26 protein-coding genes and 1 pseudogene are annotated in these 20,048 nt (G+C 70.4%); 15 read left to right on the top strand and 12 right to left on the bottom strand.

Annotated elements, in window-relative coordinates; translation table 11 throughout:
- Together RIN75_RS42010 and RIN75_RS42015 are read left to right on the top strand one after the other, a co-directional pair.
- Positions 1–372, top strand: a pseudogene (locus RIN75_RS42010) (amino acid transporter); the annotation flags it as partial.
- A gap of 19 nt (positions 373–391) precedes the next feature.
- Positions 392–1,051: a hypothetical protein gene (locus RIN75_RS42015; protein WP_309117712.1), complete on the top strand. Its 660-nt coding sequence runs from the start codon at positions 392–394 to the stop codon at positions 1,049–1,051.
- A 265-nt stretch (positions 1,052–1,316) separates the two neighbouring features.
- Here RIN75_RS42015 and RIN75_RS42020 read toward each other — a convergent pair whose 3' ends face one another.
- The 8 genes from RIN75_RS42020 to RIN75_RS42055 form a co-directional block, all read right to left on the bottom strand.
- On the bottom strand, positions 1,317–1,562 hold the full coding sequence (locus RIN75_RS42020) for a hypothetical protein (protein ID WP_309117687.1): 246 nt from the start codon (positions 1,560–1,562) through the stop codon (positions 1,317–1,319).
- A 55-nt stretch (positions 1,563–1,617) separates the two neighbouring features.
- Positions 1,618–2,196 carry a hypothetical protein gene (locus RIN75_RS42025; protein ID WP_309117688.1) on the bottom strand — a complete coding sequence of 193 codons (579 nt, stop codon included), beginning with the start codon at positions 2,194–2,196 and terminating at the stop codon, positions 1,618–1,620.
- Entirely contained in the window at positions 2,193–2,537 is a 345-nt protein-coding gene (locus tag RIN75_RS42030; RefSeq protein WP_309117689.1) for a PadR family transcriptional regulator, read from the bottom strand. The genes RIN75_RS42025 and RIN75_RS42030 overlap by 4 nt, the downstream gene beginning before the upstream one ends.
- Before the next feature lie 590 nt (positions 2,538–3,127).
- Positions 3,128–3,583, bottom strand: a complete 456-nt coding sequence (locus RIN75_RS42035) for a methyltransferase domain-containing protein (protein ID WP_309117690.1) — start codon at positions 3,581–3,583, stop codon at positions 3,128–3,130.
- Positions 3,580–4,299: a Crp/Fnr family transcriptional regulator gene (locus RIN75_RS42040; RefSeq protein WP_309117691.1), complete on the bottom strand. Its 720-nt coding sequence runs from the start codon at positions 4,297–4,299 to the stop codon at positions 3,580–3,582. The genes RIN75_RS42035 and RIN75_RS42040 overlap by 4 nt, the downstream gene beginning before the upstream one ends.
- Positions 4,292–4,588 carry a thioredoxin family protein gene (locus RIN75_RS42045; protein ID WP_309117692.1) on the bottom strand — a complete coding sequence of 99 codons (297 nt, stop codon included), beginning with the start codon at positions 4,586–4,588 and terminating at the stop codon, positions 4,292–4,294. Before RIN75_RS42045 ends, RIN75_RS42040 begins: the two co-directional genes overlap by 8 nt.
- Positions 4,585–5,049: a hypothetical protein gene (locus RIN75_RS42050; protein WP_309117693.1), complete on the bottom strand. Its 465-nt coding sequence runs from the start codon at positions 5,047–5,049 to the stop codon at positions 4,585–4,587. The genes RIN75_RS42045 and RIN75_RS42050 overlap by 4 nt, the downstream gene beginning before the upstream one ends.
- 127 nt (positions 5,050–5,176) lie before the next feature.
- Positions 5,177–5,929, bottom strand: a complete 753-nt coding sequence (locus RIN75_RS42055; RefSeq protein ID WP_309117694.1) for a Crp/Fnr family transcriptional regulator — start codon at positions 5,927–5,929, stop codon at positions 5,177–5,179.
- 96 nt (positions 5,930–6,025) lie between these two features.
- Between RIN75_RS42055 and RIN75_RS42060 the strand changes: the two genes are divergently transcribed.
- From RIN75_RS42060 to RIN75_RS42070, 3 genes are read left to right on the top strand one after another with little or no spacing between them, the layout of a single operon-like run.
- Entirely contained in the window at positions 6,026–6,193 is a 168-nt protein-coding gene (locus RIN75_RS42060; protein WP_309117695.1) for a DUF427 domain-containing protein, read from the top strand.
- Positions 6,190–6,372, top strand: a complete 183-nt coding sequence (locus RIN75_RS42065; RefSeq protein WP_309117696.1) for a DUF427 domain-containing protein — start codon at positions 6,190–6,192, stop codon at positions 6,370–6,372. The genes RIN75_RS42060 and RIN75_RS42065 overlap by 4 nt, the downstream gene beginning before the upstream one ends.
- Positions 6,369–6,755, top strand: coding sequence for a hypothetical protein (locus tag RIN75_RS42070; RefSeq protein WP_309117697.1), 387 nt, complete (start codon positions 6,369–6,371; stop codon positions 6,753–6,755). The genes RIN75_RS42065 and RIN75_RS42070 overlap by 4 nt, the downstream gene beginning before the upstream one ends.
- Before the next feature lie 57 nt (positions 6,756–6,812).
- Here RIN75_RS42070 and RIN75_RS42075 read toward each other — a convergent pair whose 3' ends face one another.
- Positions 6,813–8,189 carry an NAD(P)/FAD-dependent oxidoreductase gene (locus tag RIN75_RS42075; RefSeq protein WP_309117698.1) on the bottom strand — a complete coding sequence of 459 codons (1,377 nt, stop codon included), beginning with the start codon at positions 8,187–8,189 and terminating at the stop codon, positions 6,813–6,815.
- A 119-nt stretch (positions 8,190–8,308) separates the two neighbouring features.
- Between RIN75_RS42075 and RIN75_RS42080 the strand changes: the two genes are divergently transcribed.
- From RIN75_RS42080 to RIN75_RS42095, 4 genes are all read left to right on the top strand, one after another.
- Positions 8,309–9,673 carry an FAD-dependent oxidoreductase gene (locus RIN75_RS42080; RefSeq protein WP_309117699.1) on the top strand — a complete coding sequence of 455 codons (1,365 nt, stop codon included), beginning with the start codon at positions 8,309–8,311 and terminating at the stop codon, positions 9,671–9,673.
- A gap of 5 nt (positions 9,674–9,678) precedes the next feature.
- Entirely contained in the window at positions 9,679–9,936 is a 258-nt protein-coding gene (locus RIN75_RS42085; RefSeq protein ID WP_309117700.1) for a hypothetical protein, read from the top strand.
- A 117-nt stretch (positions 9,937–10,053) separates the two neighbouring features.
- Positions 10,054–11,064 carry a DUF3179 domain-containing protein gene (locus tag RIN75_RS42090; protein ID WP_309117701.1) on the top strand — a complete coding sequence of 337 codons (1,011 nt, stop codon included), beginning with the start codon at positions 10,054–10,056 and terminating at the stop codon, positions 11,062–11,064.
- Positions 11,061–11,687 (top strand): hypothetical protein, encoded by a 627-nt coding sequence (locus RIN75_RS42095; protein ID WP_309117702.1) that lies wholly within the window; start codon positions 11,061–11,063, stop codon positions 11,685–11,687. The genes RIN75_RS42090 and RIN75_RS42095 overlap by 4 nt, the downstream gene beginning before the upstream one ends.
- 164 nt (positions 11,688–11,851) lie before the next feature.
- Here RIN75_RS42095 and RIN75_RS42100 read toward each other — a convergent pair whose 3' ends face one another.
- The 3 genes from RIN75_RS42100 to RIN75_RS42110 form a co-directional block, all read right to left on the bottom strand.
- Entirely contained in the window at positions 11,852–12,640 is a 789-nt protein-coding gene (locus RIN75_RS42100) for a methyltransferase domain-containing protein (RefSeq protein WP_309117703.1), read from the bottom strand.
- Positions 12,637–14,232 carry a radical SAM protein gene (locus RIN75_RS42105; RefSeq protein ID WP_309117704.1) on the bottom strand — a complete coding sequence of 532 codons (1,596 nt, stop codon included), beginning with the start codon at positions 14,230–14,232 and terminating at the stop codon, positions 12,637–12,639. Before RIN75_RS42105 ends, RIN75_RS42100 begins: the two co-directional genes overlap by 4 nt.
- A 79-nt stretch (positions 14,233–14,311) precedes the next feature.
- Positions 14,312–14,485 (bottom strand): hypothetical protein, encoded by a 174-nt coding sequence (locus tag RIN75_RS42110; RefSeq protein ID WP_309117705.1) that lies wholly within the window; start codon positions 14,483–14,485, stop codon positions 14,312–14,314.
- A 104-nt stretch (positions 14,486–14,589) separates the two neighbouring features.
- Between RIN75_RS42110 and RIN75_RS42115 the strand changes: the two genes are divergently transcribed.
- The 6 genes from RIN75_RS42115 to RIN75_RS42140 all read left to right on the top strand — a co-directional run bounded on the left by RIN75_RS42115 (position 14,590) and on the right by RIN75_RS42140 (position 19,223).
- Positions 14,590–15,042, top strand: a complete 453-nt coding sequence (locus RIN75_RS42115) for a MerR family DNA-binding protein (protein ID WP_309117706.1) — start codon at positions 14,590–14,592, stop codon at positions 15,040–15,042.
- Between the two features lie 149 nt (positions 15,043–15,191).
- On the top strand, positions 15,192–15,365 hold the full coding sequence (locus RIN75_RS42120; protein ID WP_309117707.1) for a hypothetical protein: 174 nt from the start codon (positions 15,192–15,194) through the stop codon (positions 15,363–15,365).
- Positions 15,326–16,006, top strand: a complete 681-nt coding sequence (locus RIN75_RS42125) for a cytochrome P450 (RefSeq protein ID WP_309117708.1) — start codon at positions 15,326–15,328, stop codon at positions 16,004–16,006. Before RIN75_RS42120 ends, RIN75_RS42125 begins: the two co-directional genes overlap by 40 nt.
- Before the next feature lie 37 nt (positions 16,007–16,043).
- The gene (locus RIN75_RS42130; RefSeq protein WP_309117709.1) at positions 16,044–16,796 is read left to right on the top strand and encodes a class I SAM-dependent methyltransferase; all 753 of its coding nucleotides are present in this window, start codon (positions 16,044–16,046) and stop codon (positions 16,794–16,796) included.
- 89 nt (positions 16,797–16,885) lie between these two features.
- Positions 16,886–17,344 carry an ATP-binding protein gene (locus RIN75_RS42135; RefSeq protein ID WP_309117710.1) on the top strand — a complete coding sequence of 153 codons (459 nt, stop codon included), beginning with the start codon at positions 16,886–16,888 and terminating at the stop codon, positions 17,342–17,344.
- Between the two features lie 517 nt (positions 17,345–17,861).
- The gene (locus tag RIN75_RS42140) at positions 17,862–19,223 is read left to right on the top strand and encodes a serine/threonine-protein kinase (RefSeq protein ID WP_309117711.1); all 1,362 of its coding nucleotides are present in this window, start codon (positions 17,862–17,864) and stop codon (positions 19,221–19,223) included.
- Positions 19,224–20,048 lie beyond the last annotated feature (825 nt).

Here is a 20,048-nt window from a genome sequence, read left to right on the forward strand (position 1 = left end):
AGCCCGCACGGGCAGGGTTCGGTGGCGATGCTGGAGGACCTGCTGCCGTTCTGGCGCGGCAAGATCTTCGTGCTCGTGCTGCTGGGGTTCGTGGCCACGTCGTGGATCATCACGATCACGTTGTCCTCGGCGGACGCGACCGTGCACCTGCTGGAGAACCCGCTCGCGCCCGGGTTCCTGCACGGCCACGAGGTCCTGGTGACCGTGGTGCTGCTGCTGGTGCTGGGCGGGGTGTTCCTGCTCGGCTTCAGCGAGGCGGTCGGTGTGACCATACCGCTGGTCGCGATCTTCCTGGCGCTCAACGCGGTGATCGTCGGCGCGGGCGTGGTCCAACTCCTGTCCGAGCCGGTGGCGATCGACCGCTGGGTGGACCCGGGCCGACGCCTCACCCGTGCAGGTCGCCGCTGCCGACGCCCTGCTGCACGAAGAGCCGCTCGGGACACGGCGGCTGTTCCAGGACGTCGATCCCACCGCTGCCGCGGTGGCCGCAGCCCACTGGCTTCAGGCCGCTGCCAATGTCGCGGCCGAGGTGTCCGGCGGCGATCCTACCGAGGTGGTGATGGAGGCCGACGACATCGAGGCATTGCCGGTGGAGACGCCCACGCTGGTCCTGGAGCGCCTCAACGCGGGCGAATCTCCGCGCGAGGTCGTTCTCGACCTGATCGACGAGGCGATGGCGGTGGCTGAGGGACGTCTGCCGGACCCATCCGCATTGCTGGAACGCATCGAGGAGGCAGACGACCTCGCCGAGCGGTACGGCGCTGACCAAGAGCTTCGCGAGCAGTTGATGCCCATCCGCATCACCGCGTTGGACCCGCGGCGTCCGGCACATGATCTCCTCGAAGACCTCCTCAGCGGAATTCACGGATGCCAGCTGGTCCACAGCTCGTACGCCGACCTCGACGAAGACGACGACTTCGACGAGGACGATGACCTTGACCAGGACGACGACACGGACGAGGCCGTCGACCGCCGGAGCGAGGCGTTGCACGAAATGTTCACCGCCGCCGTGCGTGCCAAAGCCGCCGGCGCCAAGGACCGCCTGCTGTAGCCACGACGTTCAGGGGAGTCGAGGAGCGCTGAGCACCCGGCTGAACACCGCCCCACGATCGCGCGGTGACTGCCGACATCGACAACTGCGTGAAGCGGCTGGTGGCGACCTGGCCGCCACTTTCGGATACACAGATCAGCCAACTACTGCTGAGGACGTTGGTCCACGGCGCGCTCACCCGGCGGGCGGGCGGAGACCGTCTTGGTCGTGGCGCTTCCACGACCCCGCCCGACGACCCCAGTTCAGCCACGAACCGGTGAGCCGGTCAACCCGCCGATCTTCGGACGACTCGTGCGGGTTTTCGTCGGGGAAGCCGCCGAGCGGTGATCCAGGTGGCCCAGCCGGTGCCCGCGGCGATGGCCGCACCGGTCGACTGGAACGCGAGCACCAGCAGTGTCGCCACCACGGCCGCAGCCGCCGTCAGGGCACCCAGCAGAACCACCGTCCGCCAAGTCCGAGCGCTGTCCTCCAGGATGTACCGGAGCAACCCGAACGACTTGTCGACGGACATCACGATCACCTCACTCCCTGCGACGGTGCGGGCTGTCGGGTGCGCGGCGTCCTCGTCAACTCACCGACCAAAGCCGCAAATGCCTGACCAGGGCCTCGTGCCTGTTGGTGAGGACACCGTAACCGTCCTTCCACAGCACGGAGCGCAAAAACATCTCCGCCCGATCGAGATGGTGGTACGCCTCAGTCCAGCGTTCCTCGCGAATAGCGGCCCAGGCCATCTCCAGGTCGATCTGCACTAGGAGCGCCGCTGCGGTCGAACGGGCCTGGTCGGCATACACGGTTTCCGTCACCGGCCACAAGGCCTCCCCGGGCTCGGCGTAGCGAGCCACGATGACAGCTCCCGCGAAGACGATGGCCAGAATCGACGCGGCAGATGCGACCACGCGTTGCCATCGTTGGCGCGTCGGCGGCCGCCAGACCGGCAGGCTGCGCCGGAGGGACCAGGAGGTGGTCAACAGCCTGGCGCTGTGCCCGAGTCGCTGCCATCCCCGTAGGTCGGCCAGTTCGGCGCGGAATTCCTCAGCGTAACGGGCACGCCACTCGCCGGGCAGCACCCGGATGGCGATGCCGACGAGTAACTCGCCCGGCAGGTCGTCGCCTGATCGCGCCCTGCTGTTCGCGTCCGCCCTCACACGGCACCTCCGAGCAGATTGGGCCTGACGCGCGCGACGATCTTGGCCTTGGCTGCTTCGCTCCTCCTGAGCGCGGCACCCGCCAGGACAACCCCTTCGGGGGTCAAGCGGTAATAGCGTCGGCGAGGGCGTCCGGTCGCCGACGGATCGACGTCCTCCCACCGGCTCCGCAGCCAACCCACTGCCTCCAGCCGGGCAAGGATGGGATGGACAGTCCCGCTGGGAAGGCCCGAGGCCGCGCCCAATTCGAGTCCGTACTGTTCGCGCGCCGCGTCGGCCAGGAGCGCGGCCAGAACGGCCTTCGTCGGCTGGGTCATGCGCGGCGCGGAGGCGGAAGACATGGTCTAACTCTATCTAGGCGCTAGGTAGAGTTCAATACAGCTGACGGTTCCGATCCACGGCGCCGGGGACCGGCTATCCCGTCGTCGGCCACACGGCAACCGTGCTGTCGCTGCGTTTCCGGCTAGCGCAACGGGCTGCACCAGGCGAACGTCAACCTGTTGCGGGGCGACAACGGCAGCCGTTCTCGGTCTTCGGTCGCCGGTTCATTCGCCGATGACGGGCTTCACGGGGCGGGGCATGTTCTCGGTGAAGATCGCGGGATCTCCTTCGAGACGGACAAGGGGGCTGTGAGGCCACCCGTGCATAGCGAGCCCCGGCCCGGGCCAACCAGGCCGTGCCGCTGAAGGCAATGCTCCCGGCTCGAGGGTCCGTGGACCCCGCACACCTGGCCGCAGCTACCTCGCCGTGGCGACGACCAGGAGCGATGATGAGTTGGCAGTCCTCGTCGCTGTCGATGGTGAGCGTGAAATCGCAGCGTTTGTCGGACACCCGTGTGGAAGCCGTGCCGTCGTAGGTTCGGGCGAGGCTGTTGGTCGCCTGCGGGTTGGGCTATTCCAGTCGGCACGCCGAGCGTGCGGAGCATGCGGCTTCAGCGGAGCAGTCCGCTCGATCGCAGGCCGGGTCGTGCCGGCACCAGCGCCACCAGCGCCCCGTCCGGCTTGAGGACGCGGCGCACCTCGCTCAGGACGGTGTCGGGCGGTGTGAGGACCTGCAGGCTCAGGGCGGCGCAGACAGCGGTGATGGGGCCGGTCGCGGTGGGGAGTGCGTTCGCGTTGCCGCGGACGAGCGGTGTGCGGTCGTCCGCGGCGGCGTACGGAGTTCGTTGGCGGAGAAGTCCAGTCCGATCCACCGGGCAGCGGGCAGCAACGGCCGGGTGAGAGCTGAGCCGCAGGCGAGGTCCAGTATCGCTCCGATCTCGTCGAGCGGTTCCACCAGCTATTCGTAGGGACGAGCCGGCGAGGCCCAGCAGGCGTTCGGTGATGGCCGGCCGGTCGTCGTGGTAGGCGGCGAGGTAGGTGCGCCAGGTCTGCTCGGTGGTGTTCATCCGGTCGGCGACGGTGGGTGGGCGCCGTCGGCTAGGGCGGCCAGGCGGGCCTGGTCGCGGATGACGATCTTGCCTCGGCGCAGGTGGATGAGGTCGTGTTTGGCGAGTTCGCCGAGGGCGGTGGTGGTGCGTTCGCGGGTGGCGCCGACCAGGGCGGCGAGTTGCTGGTGGGTGAGCCGGATGGGCTCGTCGGGGGTGTGGCGGGCGAGTTGGCAGAGGGTGGCGGCGAGGCGTTCGCCGAGGGCTTTGCAGGTCAGGTCGGTGAGGCGGTCTTCGAGGTCGGCGATGCGGGTGGAGAGCTGTTCGGCGATGCGCAGGGCGATGCGCGGATCGGTGAACAGCAGCTCTTGGACGTCGGTGCGGCTCATCAGGCACAGTTCGCAGGCTTCGAGGGCTTCGGCCCAGGTGGCGCGCATCCGCAGGCCGAGCAGGTCCATCTCGCCGAACACGGTGCCGGGGCCGAGCACGGCGGTGGTGACGCTGCGGCCGTCCGGGGCGATCCGGTGCAGGCGGATCCGGCCGCGTTTGACGATGAACAGCACTGCGGAGGGCTGCAGCGGGGTGTAGACGACCTGTCCCGCTGGGACGGTGCGCATCGGGGCGTGGGCGCCCAGCGCGGCCATCTCGCGGCGGGACAGGTCGCGAAACAGGTCGACCTCGGCCAGGCAGTAGTGCTCGTCGGCCGGGAGTTCTGCGGGCGGCATCAGGTCAGTCATCGTCACCCGGGGTGGCGGCGGTGTCCAGCCGGCACAGCAGGTCCTCCCAGTCCGGGTTGCCCAGTGAGATCACCTCGTCTTCCAGGACGTAGGTCGGTGTGCCGATCACTCCCGGCGGTAGCGGCGCATCGGGTTGGTCGGCCAGGTCGATCACCTCGACGGTGTGGTCGGGCCGGGCCTGTCGCACCGCCTCGGCGAGGCCCAGGGCGGTGTGGCAGCCGGCGCAGCCGGGTGCGACGTAGATCCGCAGCGTCGGCCGCCCCCGCGGATCGTCGCCGCCGGTCGTCACGACCGGGCGCGGCGCCGCAGGCCGTACAGCACGGCGGCGGTGACCAGGCCGAAGATGGCGTGGCCCATCAGGCTCAGCCACTGGTCGGTCCCGATCACGAACACCATGTCGCGCATCATCGGGTCGGCGGTCACGCTCAGCCACAGCGGCATGAGCAGCAACGCGCCGAGCACCCACCAGATGACGCCGTAGACCAGGCCGGCGCCGAGCACCGGCCCGATCCTGTCGGCGATCCCGTGCGCGAGCAGCCCGAACAACGCGCCGATGATCGCGGAGTTGAGCAGGTGGACCAGGAACCCGACGATCGCGTTGTCGACGCCGATGAGCATCCCGACCATGGGCAGCATGCCCATCATGGCCATGAGCACGCCGAACACGATGCCCCCGGCGATCCCGGCGACGGCTCCGCTCCCTGCGCGGGAGACCAGTCCCGAGGTTGTGGGGTGTGCGGTTGCGGACACGATCGGCTCCTTCCATTTTTCACCGCCGGGGATCGGCGGCGCGGGGCGAGCTTTGTCCGGTATGCAGGCCTGGTCGGTTACCTCGGTTACACAACGCGTCGGTGTCACCGGATCGTGACGTGGAAGATCATCCGGCGCGTTTGGCGAGCGTGTCGGCGTCGAGGATGTCGATGGCGGCGTAGCGGACGCCGATGAGTCCTTCGCGTTCGAGTTCTTTGAGGATTTTGTTCAGGGAGGGGCGTTGCGCGCCGAGCATCGCGGCCAGGGTGCGCTGGGGCAGCGAGACCTGACCGTCGACGGCTTCGTCCAGCAGGAGCCGGGCCACTTGCTCGGTGAGGGTGTGCCCGAGCAGGCCGAGCAGGCGCATCTGGCTGGCGGCCAAGCGTTGGGCGACGCTGGACAGCCAGCGTCGCGCGATGGGCAGGCTGGTGGCCAGCAGGTGTTCGAAGTCGGCGGCGGCCAGCGAGAGCACGGTCGTGTCGTCCAGCGCGCGGGCGGTGTAGGGCAGGGCCATGTCCAACAGGAGTTGGATGTCGCCGTCCACGTCCCCCGGGCGGAGTACTCCCACCACGGTGCGGCGTCGCCCGGAGCCGACCGAGAGTTCGACCCGGCCGTGCTGGACGATCCACACCGTGGTGGTGGGTTGACCGCCGTGGAAGATCACGGCGCCGCGTTCGAGGCGGTCCTGGTGCAGGGTCGCGGCCAGCGCGGTGAGCGCGTCGGGGGTCAGCGGGGCGGCCTCGCCGCGGCCGACGCAGCGGGCGACCCAGGCGGCCTGCCGGATGGCCATGTCATCGGCTCCGGCGGTGCCGAGCAGCCGCATCGCCTGGTCCAGCGCGGCCCGCGCGGGGTCGGACCAGGGCAGTCGGGAGAGGGCCATACCGGTCATGGTGTCACCGCGCTGACATTCGTGCCGCGCCCAGGGCCGTGGACCGGGTGGAATGGCACCCTGGTCGTGACGGAGGTGGAGCGGTCGATGATGCGTGCTGTGTGGAACGGCGTGGTGCTCGCCGAGGCCCCGCGGACGGTGCGGGTGGAGGGCAACCACTACTTCCCGCCGGAGTCGGTGCGCCGGGAGTACGTCGCGGAGAGCCCGACCAGTCGGTGTGTCTGTGGAAGGGGTTGGCCCGCTACTACACGGTGACGGTCGACGGTGAGGTCAACCCGGACGCGGCCTGGTACTACGCGAGGCCCAGCCCGCTGGCTCGGCGGATCCGCGGCCATGTGGCGTTCTGGAACGGCGTGGGGATCGAGGGCGAGCCGGAGGATGGACGCCGGGGCCTGTTCGACCGCCTGTCGGCGTGGTTGGGTGGCAGGCGATGAGCGAGCCCTTACCGGCGACGGGCATCTCCCGCGGGGCGCTGAAGGCGGATCGGCTGCCGGTGTGGCGGATTGGTCTGACCGGTGGGCTGGTGGGCATCCTGTGCTGTGTCGGCCCCACGGTGCTCGCGCTGCTGGGCCTGGTCAGCGCGGGGACGGCGTTCGCGTGGGCGACCGACCTCTACGACAACCACGCCTGGTGGTTCCGCTTGGGCGGGCTCGCCGTGCTCGCGGGGCTGGTCTGGTGGTCGCTACGACGCCGCAACCAGTGCAGCGTCGCGGGTGTGCGCCGCTGGCGGTGGCGGCTGCTCGCCGTGCTCGCCGTCGCGGTGGGCACCTATGTCGCGTTGTACGCGCTGACGACCTGGCTGGGCACCTTCGCATGACCGAGCACGACGCACCGAACACGACGCGACCGCGACGGTGGTCGAGCGGCCAGGGCGTCAGCCGGTGAGGTCGCGCAGCGCGTCCTCGATCGCGCGGTGGAACGTCGGGTAGGCGTAGATCATCTGTCGCAGCCGCTCGGTCGGTACTTCGGCGTGCACGGCGACGGCCAGCGCACCGAGCACCTCGCCGCCGACCGGGCCGGCTGAGGTGGCGCCGACGAGCACGCCGCGGTCGGCGTCCTCGACGAGTTTGATCAACCCGTGGTTGCCGGTCTTGTGGATCCAGCCCCGCGCGGACGACGGGATGTGGGCCAGGCCGGTGCGCACCCGCAGTCCGCGCTCGCGGGCGGTGGCCTCGGTCAGGCCGACCGAGCCGACCTCGGGATCGGTGAACGTGACCCGAGGCACCGCCCGGTAGTCGGCGGTCTCGCCGTCGTCGCCGAGGATGTCGGCGGCGGCGATCCGCGCCTGGTACATCGACACGTGGGTGAACGCGCCGTGTCCGGTGACGTCTCCGATCGCCCACACCCGCTCGGCGGCGCGCATCCGCTCGTCGACTGTGATGGTGCGGGCCTGTTCGTCCAGGCCGACCGCGCCGACGCCGAGTGCGGCCAGATCGGTGCGGCGGCCGGTGGCCACCAGCAGATGCCGGGCGGTCAGCGCCTCACCGTTGTCGAGCCGCACCGTGAACCGCTCGGACGCGTGGTCGACCCGCTCGGCGGACGCGCCGGTGCGGACGCCGATGCCCTCGGTCTGGAAGGTCTCGGTGAGCAGGTCGCCCGCCTCGGGCTCGTCGCCGGGCAGCAATCGTGGCATGGCTTCCACCACCGTCACATCGGCGCCAAAGCGGGCGAAGACCTGCGCGAACTCGGCCCCGACCGGGCCGCCGCCGACCACGATCAGCGACTCGGGCACCTGCTCGACCGCGACCGCTTCCCGGTTGGTCCAGAAAGGCGTGTGAGCGAGGCCGTCGATCGGCGGGACGGCGGGCTCGGTGCCGGGGTTGAGCACGATCCCCGTGGTGGCGCGGAACAGCCGCTCACCATCCGCCGCGGACACGGTCACCTCGCCGGGCGCGGTGAGCCTCGCCCGGCCGCGGACGAATCGGCCGCCGGCTTTCTCGAACCGCTCGACCGCGACGGTGTCGTCCCATTTGTCGGTGGCCTCGGCCCGGATACGGGCGGCGACCGGCGCCCAGTCCGGCCGCACCCGCGCCTCGCCGGCCAGTTCGGTGACGCGACGGGCTTCGCCGAGCGCGTCCGCGGCGCGGATCATCATCTTGGTGGGCACGCAGGCGTAGTACGGGCACTCGCCGCCGACCAGCCGGGCCTCGACCCCGACAACGGTCAGCCCGGCCCTGGCCAGCCGGGCCGCGGCGTCCTCGCCTCCCGGCCCCATCCCGATCACCACGACATCGACGGTTTCCACGGCCACGGCTCACCCCTTTCGGCGTCACCCCCAGCGCACCACAGGTGCGGGCCACGGGCAGCGCAGAGTGTCAGCGGAGTGACAACGCCACTGCCCGCGACGCGGGTCTCTGGTTCGCTGCCGGGGTGGACTACGACGTGATCGTGATCGGCGGCGGAGCCGCCGGGCTGGCCGCCGCCCAGGCCGCCGTGCGCGCCGAGGCCCACGTGCTGCTGGTGGCCGACGGCGAGATCGGCGGGGACTGCACGTTCACCGGCTGCGTACCGTCCAAGACCCTCATCGAAGCCGCCGCCCACGGCGCGTCGTTCGCCGAGGCGATGGCGCGGGTCCGCGCCACGGTGGCGCGGATCGCCGCCACCGAGGACGAAACCGTGCTCCGCGCGCAGGGCATCGAGGTGCTGCGCGGGCGCGCCCGCTTCACCGGTCGCGACACTTTTGAGGTGGACGGTCGGCGGGTGCGGAGCGCTCGGATTGTGATCGCCGCCGGCGCCTCGCCCCTGGTGCCGCCGATCGACGGGCTGGCCGATCTCCCGGTGTTGACCACGGACTCCGTCTTCGGGCTCACCGAGGCACCGGAGTCGCTGGCCGTCCTCGGTGGCGGTGCGGCGGGCTGCGAGCTGGCCCAGGCGTTCGCCCGGCTCGGCGTCGCGGTGACCGTCGTGGAGGCCGCGGACCGCCTGCTTCCCGGTGTCGAGCCGGAGGCGTCGGAGCTGCTCGCCGAGGTGTTCGCCGCCGAGGGCATCACCGTGCACACCGACACCCAGGTCACCGCGGCATCGACGGAGAACGGCCGGGTCGTGCTCCGCACCAGCGCGGGCACGGAGGTGTCGGCGCAGCGGCTGCTCGTCGCGGTCGGACGGCGACCGGACACCGCCGGGCTGGGGTTGGACGCGGCCGGGGTGCGTACCGACGAGCGCGGCTTCGTGGCGGTCGACCGGCACATGGCTACCACCGCCGACGGCGTGTACGCCGCAGGGGACGTGACCGGGCTGTTCCCGCACACCCACGCCGCCTACGCGATGGGCCGGATCGCAATCGGCGCCGCGGTGCGCCGATCCCGCCGTCCCTCCTTCGATTCCACCGCGATTCCGCGGGTGGTGTTCACCGACCCGGAGATCGCCACCGTCGGCACGACCGAGCACGAGGTCACCGACCGGCGGGCTCGGGTGGCGTACCTCCCGATGTCGGAAGTGGATCGCGCGATTGCTGCCGACCGCACCCGCGGGTTCGTCAAACTCCTCGCCGGTCCCCGCCCGCTGCTCGGCAACCTCGGCGGTGGCCGACTGCTGGGCGCGACGATCATGTGCCGGCGGGCGGGTGAGCTGATCCACGAACCCACGCTGGCCATGCGCACCGGCATGTTCACCGGCCGGCTCGCCCAGACCGTGCACGCCTACCCGACTTGGTCGATCGCGGTGCAGCAGGCGGCGGCGCAGTTCTTCGACGGCTACGGTGGACGCACCGCACGCCCCGCCACTCCTGAGAAGTGATCGCCGTGCCGCAGCGCCAGCTGGTCCGTCCGCTGGTCATCGCGTTCGACGTGGTGGAAACGCTGTTCCCGTTGGAGCCGCTCGGTGAGCGGCTGCGGCAGGCAGGGCAGTCGCCGGACCTGCTGCGGTTGTGGTTCACCCGGCTGCTGCGCTGGGTCAGCCGGTTCGAGGGCCGCTGGAACGACCTGTTCGATTCACCCGACGTCACCGGTCCCGATCCGGTCAGGGTTGTGCACCAGCTACTCGCCGTCCCCGACGCATAGGCACGTGCCGTCGGTGCGTCAACGCCCGACAGTGTCACCTGTCTGACAGTGCACGCCCGTGCCCGGCACGCGAGACGTTCCATGAGGGCTTGGGCTCCGCAACGGAGGTGGTGCCCGATGAGCGTCGAACCACGGACGTCCTCCCGCAGGCAGGTCCTCAAGGGCGCGCTCGTGCTCGGTGGCCTCGGTGCGCTTACCGCCACCGGCGCTGTGGCCCTGTGGCCGTCGAACGGTGGAAACGGGGCGACTCCCCGCACACCACTACCTCCCGGAGAACCGCCGTCGCTGGAGGCGCTGGCGGATGCGATGACCTCCGGCGGGCCGGGCAAGGACGGCATCCCGCCGATCGACCATCCCCGGTTCGTTCCCGCCGGCCGAGCGGACTTCCTCACCGACGACGAGCCCGTGTTCGGCCTGATCCACCGGGGCGAGGTCCGGGCCTATCCGCAGCTGGTGCTGGTGTGGCACGAGATCGTCAACGACACCGTGGCCGGGCAGCGGCTCGCCGTCACCTACTGCCCGCTGACCGGCACGGTGATCGGATTCACCGGCGTGCGCGACGGCCCGGAGCTGATCTTCGGCACGACCGGCAACCTGGTCAACTCCAACCTGCTGATGTACGACCGGCAGACCGACTCGGAGTGGCCGCAACTGCTCGGCACCGCGATCCGGGGACACCACAAGGGACAGCGCCTGGGCACCGTGCCGCTGGTGTGGTCGTCGTGGAAGGCGTGGCGCACCACGCATCCCGACACCGTGGTGTTGTCCACCGAGACCGGGGCGGTGCGCAGCTACGGCAGCGATCCGTACGGCTCCTACCCACGGCGCTCCGGCTACTACGTCGAGGGCGGCCCGTTCTTTCCCGTGCTGGCCACGGACAACCGGTTCCCCGACAAGGAGATCGTGATCGGGATCAAGGCTGGTGAGGCGAGGGTCGCGGTCCATCGGGAGTTCGTGCGACGCGACAGGTCCGTGCCCGTCACGGTGGACGGCACACGGCTCACCGTCGTGTGGGACGAGGCCCTGGACACCGCCCGTGTCACCGGCGCCGGTGACACGGTGGATGTGCTGGATGCGATGTGGTTCGCCTGGTACGCCTTCCACCCCGACACCCAGGTCGTCCGGTGAACCGAATCGGGACCGCGGTGGCCAGGGTCGGCGACGGCGCAGACGCGGCCCTGGCCGCCGTCCGTGCCACACCCCGACGAGTCCGTTCCGCGCTCGCGGTGCGCCGCCACCGGTGGGCCGGGATCATCGCGTCGATTGTTGCGCTGGTGCTGTACCTGTGGGCCATCGGCGACATCGTGATCGGCGGTCGTACCGGGGCGGCGCGTGGCTCGTGGGTCGAGATGGTCCCGGACTGGACCGAGCGGATGTTCCGCGTGCGGGCGCCCTACCTGTTCGAGCCCGTCCTCGCGGCGCACCCGCTGCCGCAGCTCACCGCGCTGGTCAGCCCGCTCAATCTGGTCCTCGGCGGCCTGCTGGCCGCACTGGTCGGGCTCAACCTCGCCGTGGCTGGCTACGCCGCGCGAGCTGGGTCGTGCCGACGCACCGGTTACGGGCGGCTGCTGGCCGCGCTGCCGGCGCTGCTCACCGGCCTCGCCTGCTGCGTCCCGACACTCCTGCTCGTGCTGGGCAGCAGCACGGCTGCGGTGGTGCTTCCCGTGGTGGTGCCGCTACGGATCCTGTTCTACCCGCTGTCGCTGGTGCTGCTGGCCGCCACGCTGGTGTGGGGCACCCGTCGGCTGTAGGGACGCGTCAGGCGTCGCTCGGATCCGACTCGCGCTCGGCCACGGTCAACGGCGACGGGCCGCGCAGCAGCACCTGGTGGTAATCCACCAGCGGCCGGGCCGTGTTCGGATAGGCGCGAAAGACGTCCAGCGATGTCGCGTTCTCCGGCAGGACGGCAGATACGTCATGGCTTCTCCGCGATGAGGAGTGCATAACCGAGAAGCCCGTCGGCCACGGCCTGCTTGGCCAGCGCCGTGTAGCGCAGCACGGCGTCGGTGTCCACGCCGGCCTCGGTCAGGCGGTCGGTGGCGGTCATGCGCAGCACGCCCAGTCTGGCCTCGATCTGGTCGATCATCCGCGCGAGCGCGTCGTCATGGGCCTCGGTGCGCACGGTACGCAACCCTGCGCCGGCCAGGATCTCGGTGTAGGTCCGCACCGAGCGGGCGTCGGCGATGCAGGCCACCCACGCGGCCAGCGTGGTCAACTCCGGTGGCAGCCCGGTCTCGGCCACGGTGACGTCGGTGATACCGACGCGGCCGCCGGACCGCAGCACCCTGGCGAACTCGGCCGCCGCGCTCCCTTTGTCCGGGAACGTGCAGAACGCGCACTCGCACACCAGCGCGTCGAACGTGTTGTCGGGCAAGGGAAGGCGTTCGGCGTCGCCGAGGTGGAACCGGATCTTCCCCGCGAGCCCCGCCTTCTCCGCCGCGGCACGCGCACGCTCCACTGCCGCCCTGCCGAGATCCACGCCGTCCACACGGACGTCATACTCGCTCGCCAGCGTGCACGCGGTCGCCCCTGGCCCGGACGCGATGTCGGCCACCCGCTGCCCACTGCGCAGCCCGACGACGTCGGCGAGTCTCCGGGTGAGGGCGAGCCCGCCGGGGTGGTAGGACTCGCCGAGCACCAGCGCCACCGCGTCCTGCCCATACGCGGTCGCACAGCAGGACTTGATCTCCTCCGGTGTGGTCACCGCTCCACCGCCGGTTGTCCGACGTTGGTGGTGTCGGGTGCGGTCGCGGGCCGACGCCCGTTACCATTGCCTGCGATCTTCGAGCCGTACGGGGACTCGGTGACCAGCGGCTGGAGTTCGATGGCGTTGGGCACCACGTCGGCGACCTTCACACCGGACATCTGCTCGCGGACCTGTTCGCGGTAGCCGACGGAGTTGTAGGCGCAGAACGGGATGATCCGACCGTCCGGCGTGATCTCCTCCACGCAGCACTTCATCAACTGCTTGACGTTGAGCGTGTACGGGTCCTGGAAATCCTGCACCACGATCATGAACGCCCGCTCGTCCAACTCCTTGACCGCTTGGGGCAGGTCGATCCCGCACGCCGCGCACTCCAGCTCGGCGGCGGTGATCTCCAGGCTGCGGGTGGTGGTGTCCGCGCCCATGAAGGCCGACGCGCTCCACAGCTTCTCCAACGCGGCGCGCACGGCCTGGTCGGGCATCACCCGGTTGGTCACGTAGTCGAGGTACTCGTCCAGGTCGATCAGCCTCGGGATCGGCACCACATCAGTGCGATCCGCCTTGCGGTCCACCAGCAGGTAGGTGATCGACCGGCAGGTCGGGAAGCAGCACGGCACCGGGAAGAAGTCGTCCTTGCGGAACCAGTCCGGGCACTGGCCGGCGATCAGCTCGATCACGTCGGAGTTGGTCAGCCTGGTCAGCGGGTCGAATTCCACGTGCCGCCCGGAGTGGGTGACCGGCTGGAACGCCACCGACCGCACCGCCGGGTGGTCGATGCCGAACCGCACGATGTCGCCGACCTCGTGCTCGTTCACCCCCTTCTCGATCGCCGCCACCAACGTCACCGTCAGGCCGGCCTCGGCACAGTTGTCCAGCGCCCGCCGCTTGAGCTGCCGCAGGTCCCTGCCTCGGATCTCGCGGTGCGTGCGTTCGTCGAACCCGTCGAACTGCAGGTAGATGTTCACCGGCTTGCCGCTCCGGCCGTTGCATTCGCCGAGCGCGGCCACGAACCGCTTGTCGGTCGCGAGCCGGATGCCGTTGGTGTTGAGGTTGACCACCTTGATCGGCCTGGCCAGGGCGGCGTCGATGAAGTCGAGGATGTGCTTGTGGATGGTGGGCTCTCCGCCAGAGAACATCACCACCTCCGGCTCACCCTCCGACTCGACGAACACGTCCAGCATCCGCTCACACTGCTCCAGCGTGATGGAGTAGCCGTCGGGCTGGTGGCCGGAGTCGGCGAAGCAGATCGGGCAGTCCAGGTTGCAGTTGGTGTTGACCTCGATGATCCCGAGGCAGGCGTGTTGCTTGTGCTCCGGGCACAGCCCGCAGTCCGACGGACAGCCGTCGCGGACCTCGGTCTGGAACGTGAGCGGGATCGTGCCCGGCTTGTTGAACCGGGCCGAGGCAAGGTACGCCTGCGCGTCGCCGTAGACCAGCGCCTCGAAGCGGCCGTGCTCCTTGCAGCGTTTGCGCAGGTAGACCTTGTTGTCGCGGATGTTGACCTGGGCGTCGACCACGACCTTGCAGACCGGGCAGATGCTCTTGGTGTACTCGACGAACACCTCGTCGCGATCCCGCTTGGCTGTTACCACTGGCCGCACCCGCTTCCCGGTCGTGATCCACCTGTGGGCATCAGCCCACCAGCGATCATGCCCAGGCGCAGCGCGAGTGTCAGCCCGCCGACACTGCTTCGGACGCTCCGCTCACCTTCGTCATGGTCTTGCCGCAGCAGCAGGTCGGGTTCTGCCGGCCGGCGCAGCCGACCGGGGCGCCCTTGGTCACGGTCACCTCGCACCCGCACGAGTTGTCCGGGCAGCGGTAGACCTCACCTTCCCTCAGGAGCATCACACACCTCCACACTTGCCATCCGACGGGACCAGATTGACGCTAGAACCGTGCCCCTGGGGAACGGTCAACACTTACCCCAGAGGCACGAGGAGGTGAGGAGCATGCCGACCGACACACTCACGATCGGTCAGCTGGCGGCCTCGACAGGGGTGACTCGCAAGGCCATCCGGGTCTGGGTCGAGAAGGGCCTGCTCGCCGCCTGCGACCACACCTCGTCCGGCTACCAACTGTTCGCACCCGGGACCGCCGAGCTGGCGGTGTTCATCCGCCGCGCCCGCGCGCTGGGCCTGTCCCTGACCCAGATCCAGGATGTCATCCAGGCCAGGCACGACGGCGCAAACGCGCCCTGCACAGACGTCCGGCGGCTGCTCCAGGCCCGCATCGCCGACATCGACACCACGATCGCCGACCTGCTCGCCCTGCGCGCCACCCTGCAGACGGCCTGTACCGCGCAGCCAGATGTCGCCGACGAGGCCGCGGTGTGTCCGATCATCGAGCGGACAGCACCACCTGAGCACCCTGTGGACAAGTCGCCGGTGCTTGTGGACGGCTAGCCCCGGTCGGATCGGCGACCACGGCGAAGGGCAGTTCGGCCTGACCGTCGAGGAGGACCTGCCGCCGGAGGTGCTGACCAGCGACAGCGCGTGGGCGGGTTGCATCTCCGAGGCGCTGAGCGAGCGGGTTCACCCACAAGCTGGCGAAGGTGGGGTTCGCTTCGATCGAGATCTCGGAGCGCATGGCGTTCGGCATCGACGACGTGGCGCTCTACCCGCTGTTCGACGCCGACGTGCTGGACCTGATGCGCCGGACGATCCCGGCCGAGCGGCAGCACGACGTGTGCGCCGGCGTGATCGTCCGCGCCCGCAAGCCTTCCTGACGCCGGCGGGCCTGTTTTATTGCGTTCCGCAACGCCTTCCGGCGCGGCCGCGCTCCCTGCGCGGGCTCGGCGCGCTGTTCGAGTACGGCAAGCAACTCGTCGACCGCAAACGGCGCGAACCCGGCGACGACGTGATCACCCGCCTGTGCGCCACCGAGGGCGTCAGCGACGACGAGGCCGCGATGCTGTCGATGGCCCTGCTGTTCGCGGGCCACGAGACCGCGGTCGTGCAGATCGGCCTGGCCGTCGCACACCTGCTCGCCCGACCCGACCAGTGGCAAGCCCTCGTCGACGACCCGGATCTGATGCCCGCCGCCGTCGAAGAACTCCTGCGGGTGCCCGGCCAGGGCGGCGGCGGGATCCCGCGCTACGCCCGCACCGACCTCGACATCGCCGGCGTCACCGTCCACGCCGGGGACCTCGTCCTGCTCGACATCGGCGCCGCCAACCACGACCCCGCGGCCTACCCGGACCCCGACGCCCTCGACATCGCCCGCGGCACCACCCGACACCTCGCGTTCGGCCACGGCAGCCGCTACTGCATCGGCGCACCATTGGCCCGCATAGAACTCCAGACCACGCTGGAACTGCTCACCGCCCGCTTCCCGACCCTGCGCCTGGCCGTCCCACCGGCGGGCTGACCGCACTGCCCGTCACCTGGTGACCCCGGAGGACGCGATGGACGACAACACCGTGCGCCACAAGTGGAACCGGTACGCCGCCCGCTACGACCGCGACATCGGCCTGTTCGAGAAGATCCAATTCGGCGGCGGCCGGGCCTGGGTGCGCTCCCGGGCCACCGGCGACGTGCTGGAGGTCGCCATCGGCACCGGCCTCAACCTCCCGCACTACCCGCCCGGCATCCGGCTCACCGGCCTCGACTTCAGCCCCGCCATGCTCGACCAGGCCCGCGCCCGAGCCGCCGAACACGGCCTCGACGTGCGCCTCCAGGTCGGCGACGCCCAAGCCCTGCCCCTCCGCGACGCCACCTTCGACACCGTCGTCTGCACGCTCGGCCCGTGCGGCGTCCCCGACGACCGCGCCGCGCCGGCCGAGATGCACCGCGTCCTGCGACCCGGCGGAACCCTCCTCCTGCTCGACCACATCGGCAGCCACCACAACCTCCTCCACCTCGGCCAACGCCTGCTGGACAAGCTCACCGTCCGCACCCTCGGCGACCACCAGACCCGCCGCCCCCTCCAGCACCTCGCCACCCTCGGCTTCCAGGTCCGGCACACCGAACGCTTCAAATGGGCACCGTCGAACGCGTCGCCGCGGTCAAGGCGGCGTGACCTGCGGTCACGGTCATATCCACTCCTTGTGCCCGGTCAGACAAGCGCCGGCCGCCGCAACGTGGGTGTGATGCTTCGAGGGCTCGGGTATCCGACGGTCCGGCGAGAGCGTCCTGAGAAGTCGGGGTGTCCTGGGTAGGCCGGAGTGGACGTTTCGGAGGCGAGCCTCCAGAGGCCCCTCTGGACACCGCGCCGTCGGCGTCCGCGCTCAGGTGGTCCGAGGGAGAGTTGCCGCTGGGGTTGATCCGCCGTTGGCTCGCAGAGATCTTCGCCGGTGCCGGCGAGCAGTTCCTGGTCGACGTGACGCTGGTGTGCACGGAGTTGGTGGCGAACGCCTTCGACCACGCCCGCCCTCCTCGTGCGCTGTGCGATGACGTGGGAACGGGTGGTGAGGTCCGGGTGGAGGTCGATGACGGGAGTCGGGACGAGATGCCGGTGCTGGGTTCCTCGCGGGTGTCCGACCGTCGTGGCCGTGGCCTGCTGATAGTGCATCAAGTGTGTGCGAGCTGGGGCGTTGTGCGTCACGATGCCGGAAACACGGTCTGGGCGGTGGTTTCCGCGCCCGGGTCCCGGCGCGCGGAACCGGCGACGTCCGGATGGCGCTTCGCGCTGGGATCGGGCGGAAATGCGGGCTTGGCCGGGCCTGGCGGGTCACACGTCGGGGTGCACGCCGATTCGCGCGGTTAACGGCCGGGCGGCGTGACCCGATGGATCGATTGTGCGGCCGAGACCAGTGGACACCCGTAGGCGCCGCAGGCTGTGGCCGCTGCGTTGCCTGAACGCGGTTCTCCTGGCGACCGCTGTCGTCAACGTCGTCTTGGCGGTCGGGGACCGGGTGTGGTGGCCGCTGGTGCTCGCGGTCGTGTTGTCGTGCTTGGCGTTGTCGCTGAAACGCTACGTTGTTCGAGAAGCCCGACCCAGGGTTCGTCGACGTGATTCACCGCAGCGCGGCACTGTGCGTGATTGAGCGCGAACTCGACGTGTCAGGTGCGGGCCTGCCGAACACCGCCTACACTTTGCGCGCTGGGACTTCCCCCCTTCCCAGCCGTGAACGCGGTCCTTGGCCCCTACCCCCCGGCGGCCAGGGACCGCTTCGACTTTCCCGTCTGTCCGCCGTTGATCAACTGGCCGGTGCTCGTCGCGTAGGGTTGCCGGCGGTGTCGAATGGCTACTCGACGTGGTGTCTGGAGGAACGGGGAAGCCGGTGGCGGAGGTGGGTGGCCTGGTCGTCGGGCGCTACCGCGTGGTGGAGCGGATCGGCGTCGGCGGGATGGGGGTGGTGTGGCGGGCGTTCGACGAGCGGTTGGGGCGGACGGTCGCGCTCAAGCAGGTGGTCGTGCCCGCCGGGGTGGACGCGGGGGAGGTGGCGCGTCGGGCGGCGCGGGAGGGGCGGATCGCGGCCCGGATCCAGCACCCGAACGCGGTGACCGTGCACGACGTGGTGGAGGACGACGGCGCGCCGGTGCTGGTGATGGAGTACGTGCCCGCGGCCGGTCTGAGCGGTCGGGTCCTGCCGCCGGAGCAGGCCAGGGAGGTCGGCGCGCAGGTCGCGGACGCGTTGGCCGCCGCTCACGCGGCCGGGATCGTGCACCGCGACGTCAAGCCGGGCAACATCCTGCTGGGCGAGGACGGCACGGCCAAGATCACCGATTTCGGCATCGCCCGCGCGGCCGGGGACGTGACGGTGACCCGGACCGGGCTGCTGGCCGGCACGCCCGCGTTCCTGGCCCCGGAGGTCGCCCAGGGCGCCCAGCCCGGTCCGGCCTCAGACGTGTTCTCGCTGGGTTCGACGCTGTACGCGATGGTGGAGGGCACGCCGCCGTTCGGGGACGGGGACAACGCGATCGCGTTGCTGCACGCGGTGGCCGCCGGCCGGTTCGCCCCGCCGCGGCGCGCCGGGCCGCTCACCCCGGTGCTGCTGGACATGCTGCGCACCGATCCGGCGGCCCGTCCGACGATGGCGCAGGTGGCGCAACGCCTGCGTGCCGCGCCGACCCGGCTGGACCTGCACCCGACTCCGCCACTACCGCCGCGGCGCGCCAACCGGGCTGTCCTGATCGGCGTGGCCGCGTTGGCGGTGATGCTGGTCGTGGTGGCGGCAGTGCTGCTGTCCAACCGGGCGCCCGACACCACGACCAGTGCCCCGACGCCGACCACGTCGACCGCGGCGGTCACGCCCGAGCGGCTCCAGCGGGCGGTGGCCGACTACTACGCGCTGCTGCCCGCCGACACAGAGGGCGCGTGGGCACGGCTGGGACCCAGGGTCCAGGCCCAGGGCCGCGACCAGTACGACGAGTTTTGGAAGCGGGTCAAGAAACTGCGCGTCTCCTCACCGCCGCAGGCGACCGGCCCGGACACGGTCACCGTCGGTCTCGAGTACGAAGCCGAAGAACGCGGTTGGATGCGGGAAACCCACCAGCTCCGGTTGATCGAGCGTGACGGCGGGCTGCTGATCGACGCGGACGAACTGGTGTCCTCGCAACGCTTGGAGGGCGGCGGCAAGGAGGACGAGAAGAGGAAGAAGGAAAAGGAAGAGGAGAAGAACAAGAAGGAAGGCGACGGCTGAACCGCGGAACCTGGGTTCTGTGGTGGTCATCTGGGTGCGGTGCCGTTGCCGGCGGAGTCAGGGACCGCGGACTCCCCACAACGACCGCAGCTCGGCCGGGGGTGCGGTGCGCCGAGCCGGTGGCCGCGGTTCTCCGGGAAGCTCGCCGCTTAGCAATCGCTGGGCGAAGCGGGCCACTTCCCGCGCAGGCGGCACGATCGGCTCGCCCAGGTACGCCAGAGTCACCTCACCGCCGGTCGTCTCCACGGCACCAAACCAGCCGTGCTCACGTGGCTCGAGCGAGTCGATGGTGGTCGAACAAGGCGAGGATTTGCTTGTCGAGTGCTTCGAAGTCGATGTCGCGCGCCCTGCATTTATGTCGATCGGGGCGCGGTGTGCCGGTCGGGGGGCGTTGGCGGTCGCCGACCACGACGTCGCCCTGCGGCTGGGCTGGCTGTTCCGCACGGCCCGGACGACAGGCGTCGGGGGTGTGCTCCTCTGCGGCGGCTCGGGTCCTCGCTGGCAGGGGCGTGAACGGCATCGACCCGGTGCAGGTGGACACCATCAGGACCTGTGTCGCCCGCCATGGGCGACCATGACCGCGCCTGGACGGGCACTAGCGAGTAGAGGGTGTGCCCCATTTTCTATCGATTTTCTATCGATCCCGTCCGGATCAGCATGCATCGCAGCGCCTTCGGTCCTCCGCAAGCCGACCGGCCGGCATCCGGCCGTGAGCGCCGAAAATGTCGTACCCCTCGGGTACAACTACCTGGACGGAAGGGGTGATGTGATGCAGGGCAGCGACGTCGATCCGATACCCAGTCCCAACGGTTGCCGCTGGTGCGG

Source organism: Saccharothrix sp. (assembly GCF_031180885.1).
GTDB lineage: Bacteria > Actinomycetota > Actinomycetes > Mycobacteriales > Pseudonocardiaceae > Actinosynnema.

What these genes read in the sequence shown, in the direction of transcription:
- RIN75_RS42020 (WP_309117687.1), bottom strand. Translation starts at nt 1,562, where the DNA reads ATGTCCGTCGACAAGTCGTTCGGGTTGCTCCGGTACATCCTGGAGGAC.
- RIN75_RS42030 (WP_309117689.1), bottom strand. Translation starts at nt 2,537, where the DNA reads ATGTCTTCCGCCTCCGCGCCGCGCATGACCCAGCCGACGAAGGCCGTT.
- RIN75_RS42035 (WP_309117690.1), bottom strand. Translation starts at nt 3,583, where the DNA reads ATGAACACCACCGAGCAGACCTGGCGCACCTACCTCGCCGCCTACCAC.
- RIN75_RS42040 (WP_309117691.1), bottom strand. Translation starts at nt 4,299, where the DNA reads ATGACTGACCTGATGCCGCCCGCAGAACTCCCGGCCGACGAGCACTAC.
- RIN75_RS42055 (WP_309117694.1), bottom strand. Translation starts at nt 5,929, where the DNA reads ATGGCCCTCTCCCGACTGCCCTGGTCCGACCCCGCGCGGGCCGCGCTG.
- RIN75_RS42060 (WP_309117695.1), top strand. Translation starts at nt 6,026, where the DNA reads ATGATGCGTGCTGTGTGGAACGGCGTGGTGCTCGCCGAGGCCCCGCGG.
- RIN75_RS42070 (WP_309117697.1), top strand. Translation starts at nt 6,369, where the DNA reads ATGAGCGAGCCCTTACCGGCGACGGGCATCTCCCGCGGGGCGCTGAAG.
- RIN75_RS42090 (WP_309117701.1), top strand. Translation starts at nt 10,054, where the DNA reads ATGAGCGTCGAACCACGGACGTCCTCCCGCAGGCAGGTCCTCAAGGGC.
- RIN75_RS42110 (WP_309117705.1), bottom strand. Translation starts at nt 14,485, where the DNA reads ATGCTCCTGAGGGAAGGTGAGGTCTACCGCTGCCCGGACAACTCGTGC.
- RIN75_RS42115 (WP_309117706.1), top strand. Translation starts at nt 14,590, where the DNA reads ATGCCGACCGACACACTCACGATCGGTCAGCTGGCGGCCTCGACAGGG.
- RIN75_RS42130 (WP_309117709.1), top strand. Translation starts at nt 16,044, where the DNA reads ATGGACGACAACACCGTGCGCCACAAGTGGAACCGGTACGCCGCCCGC.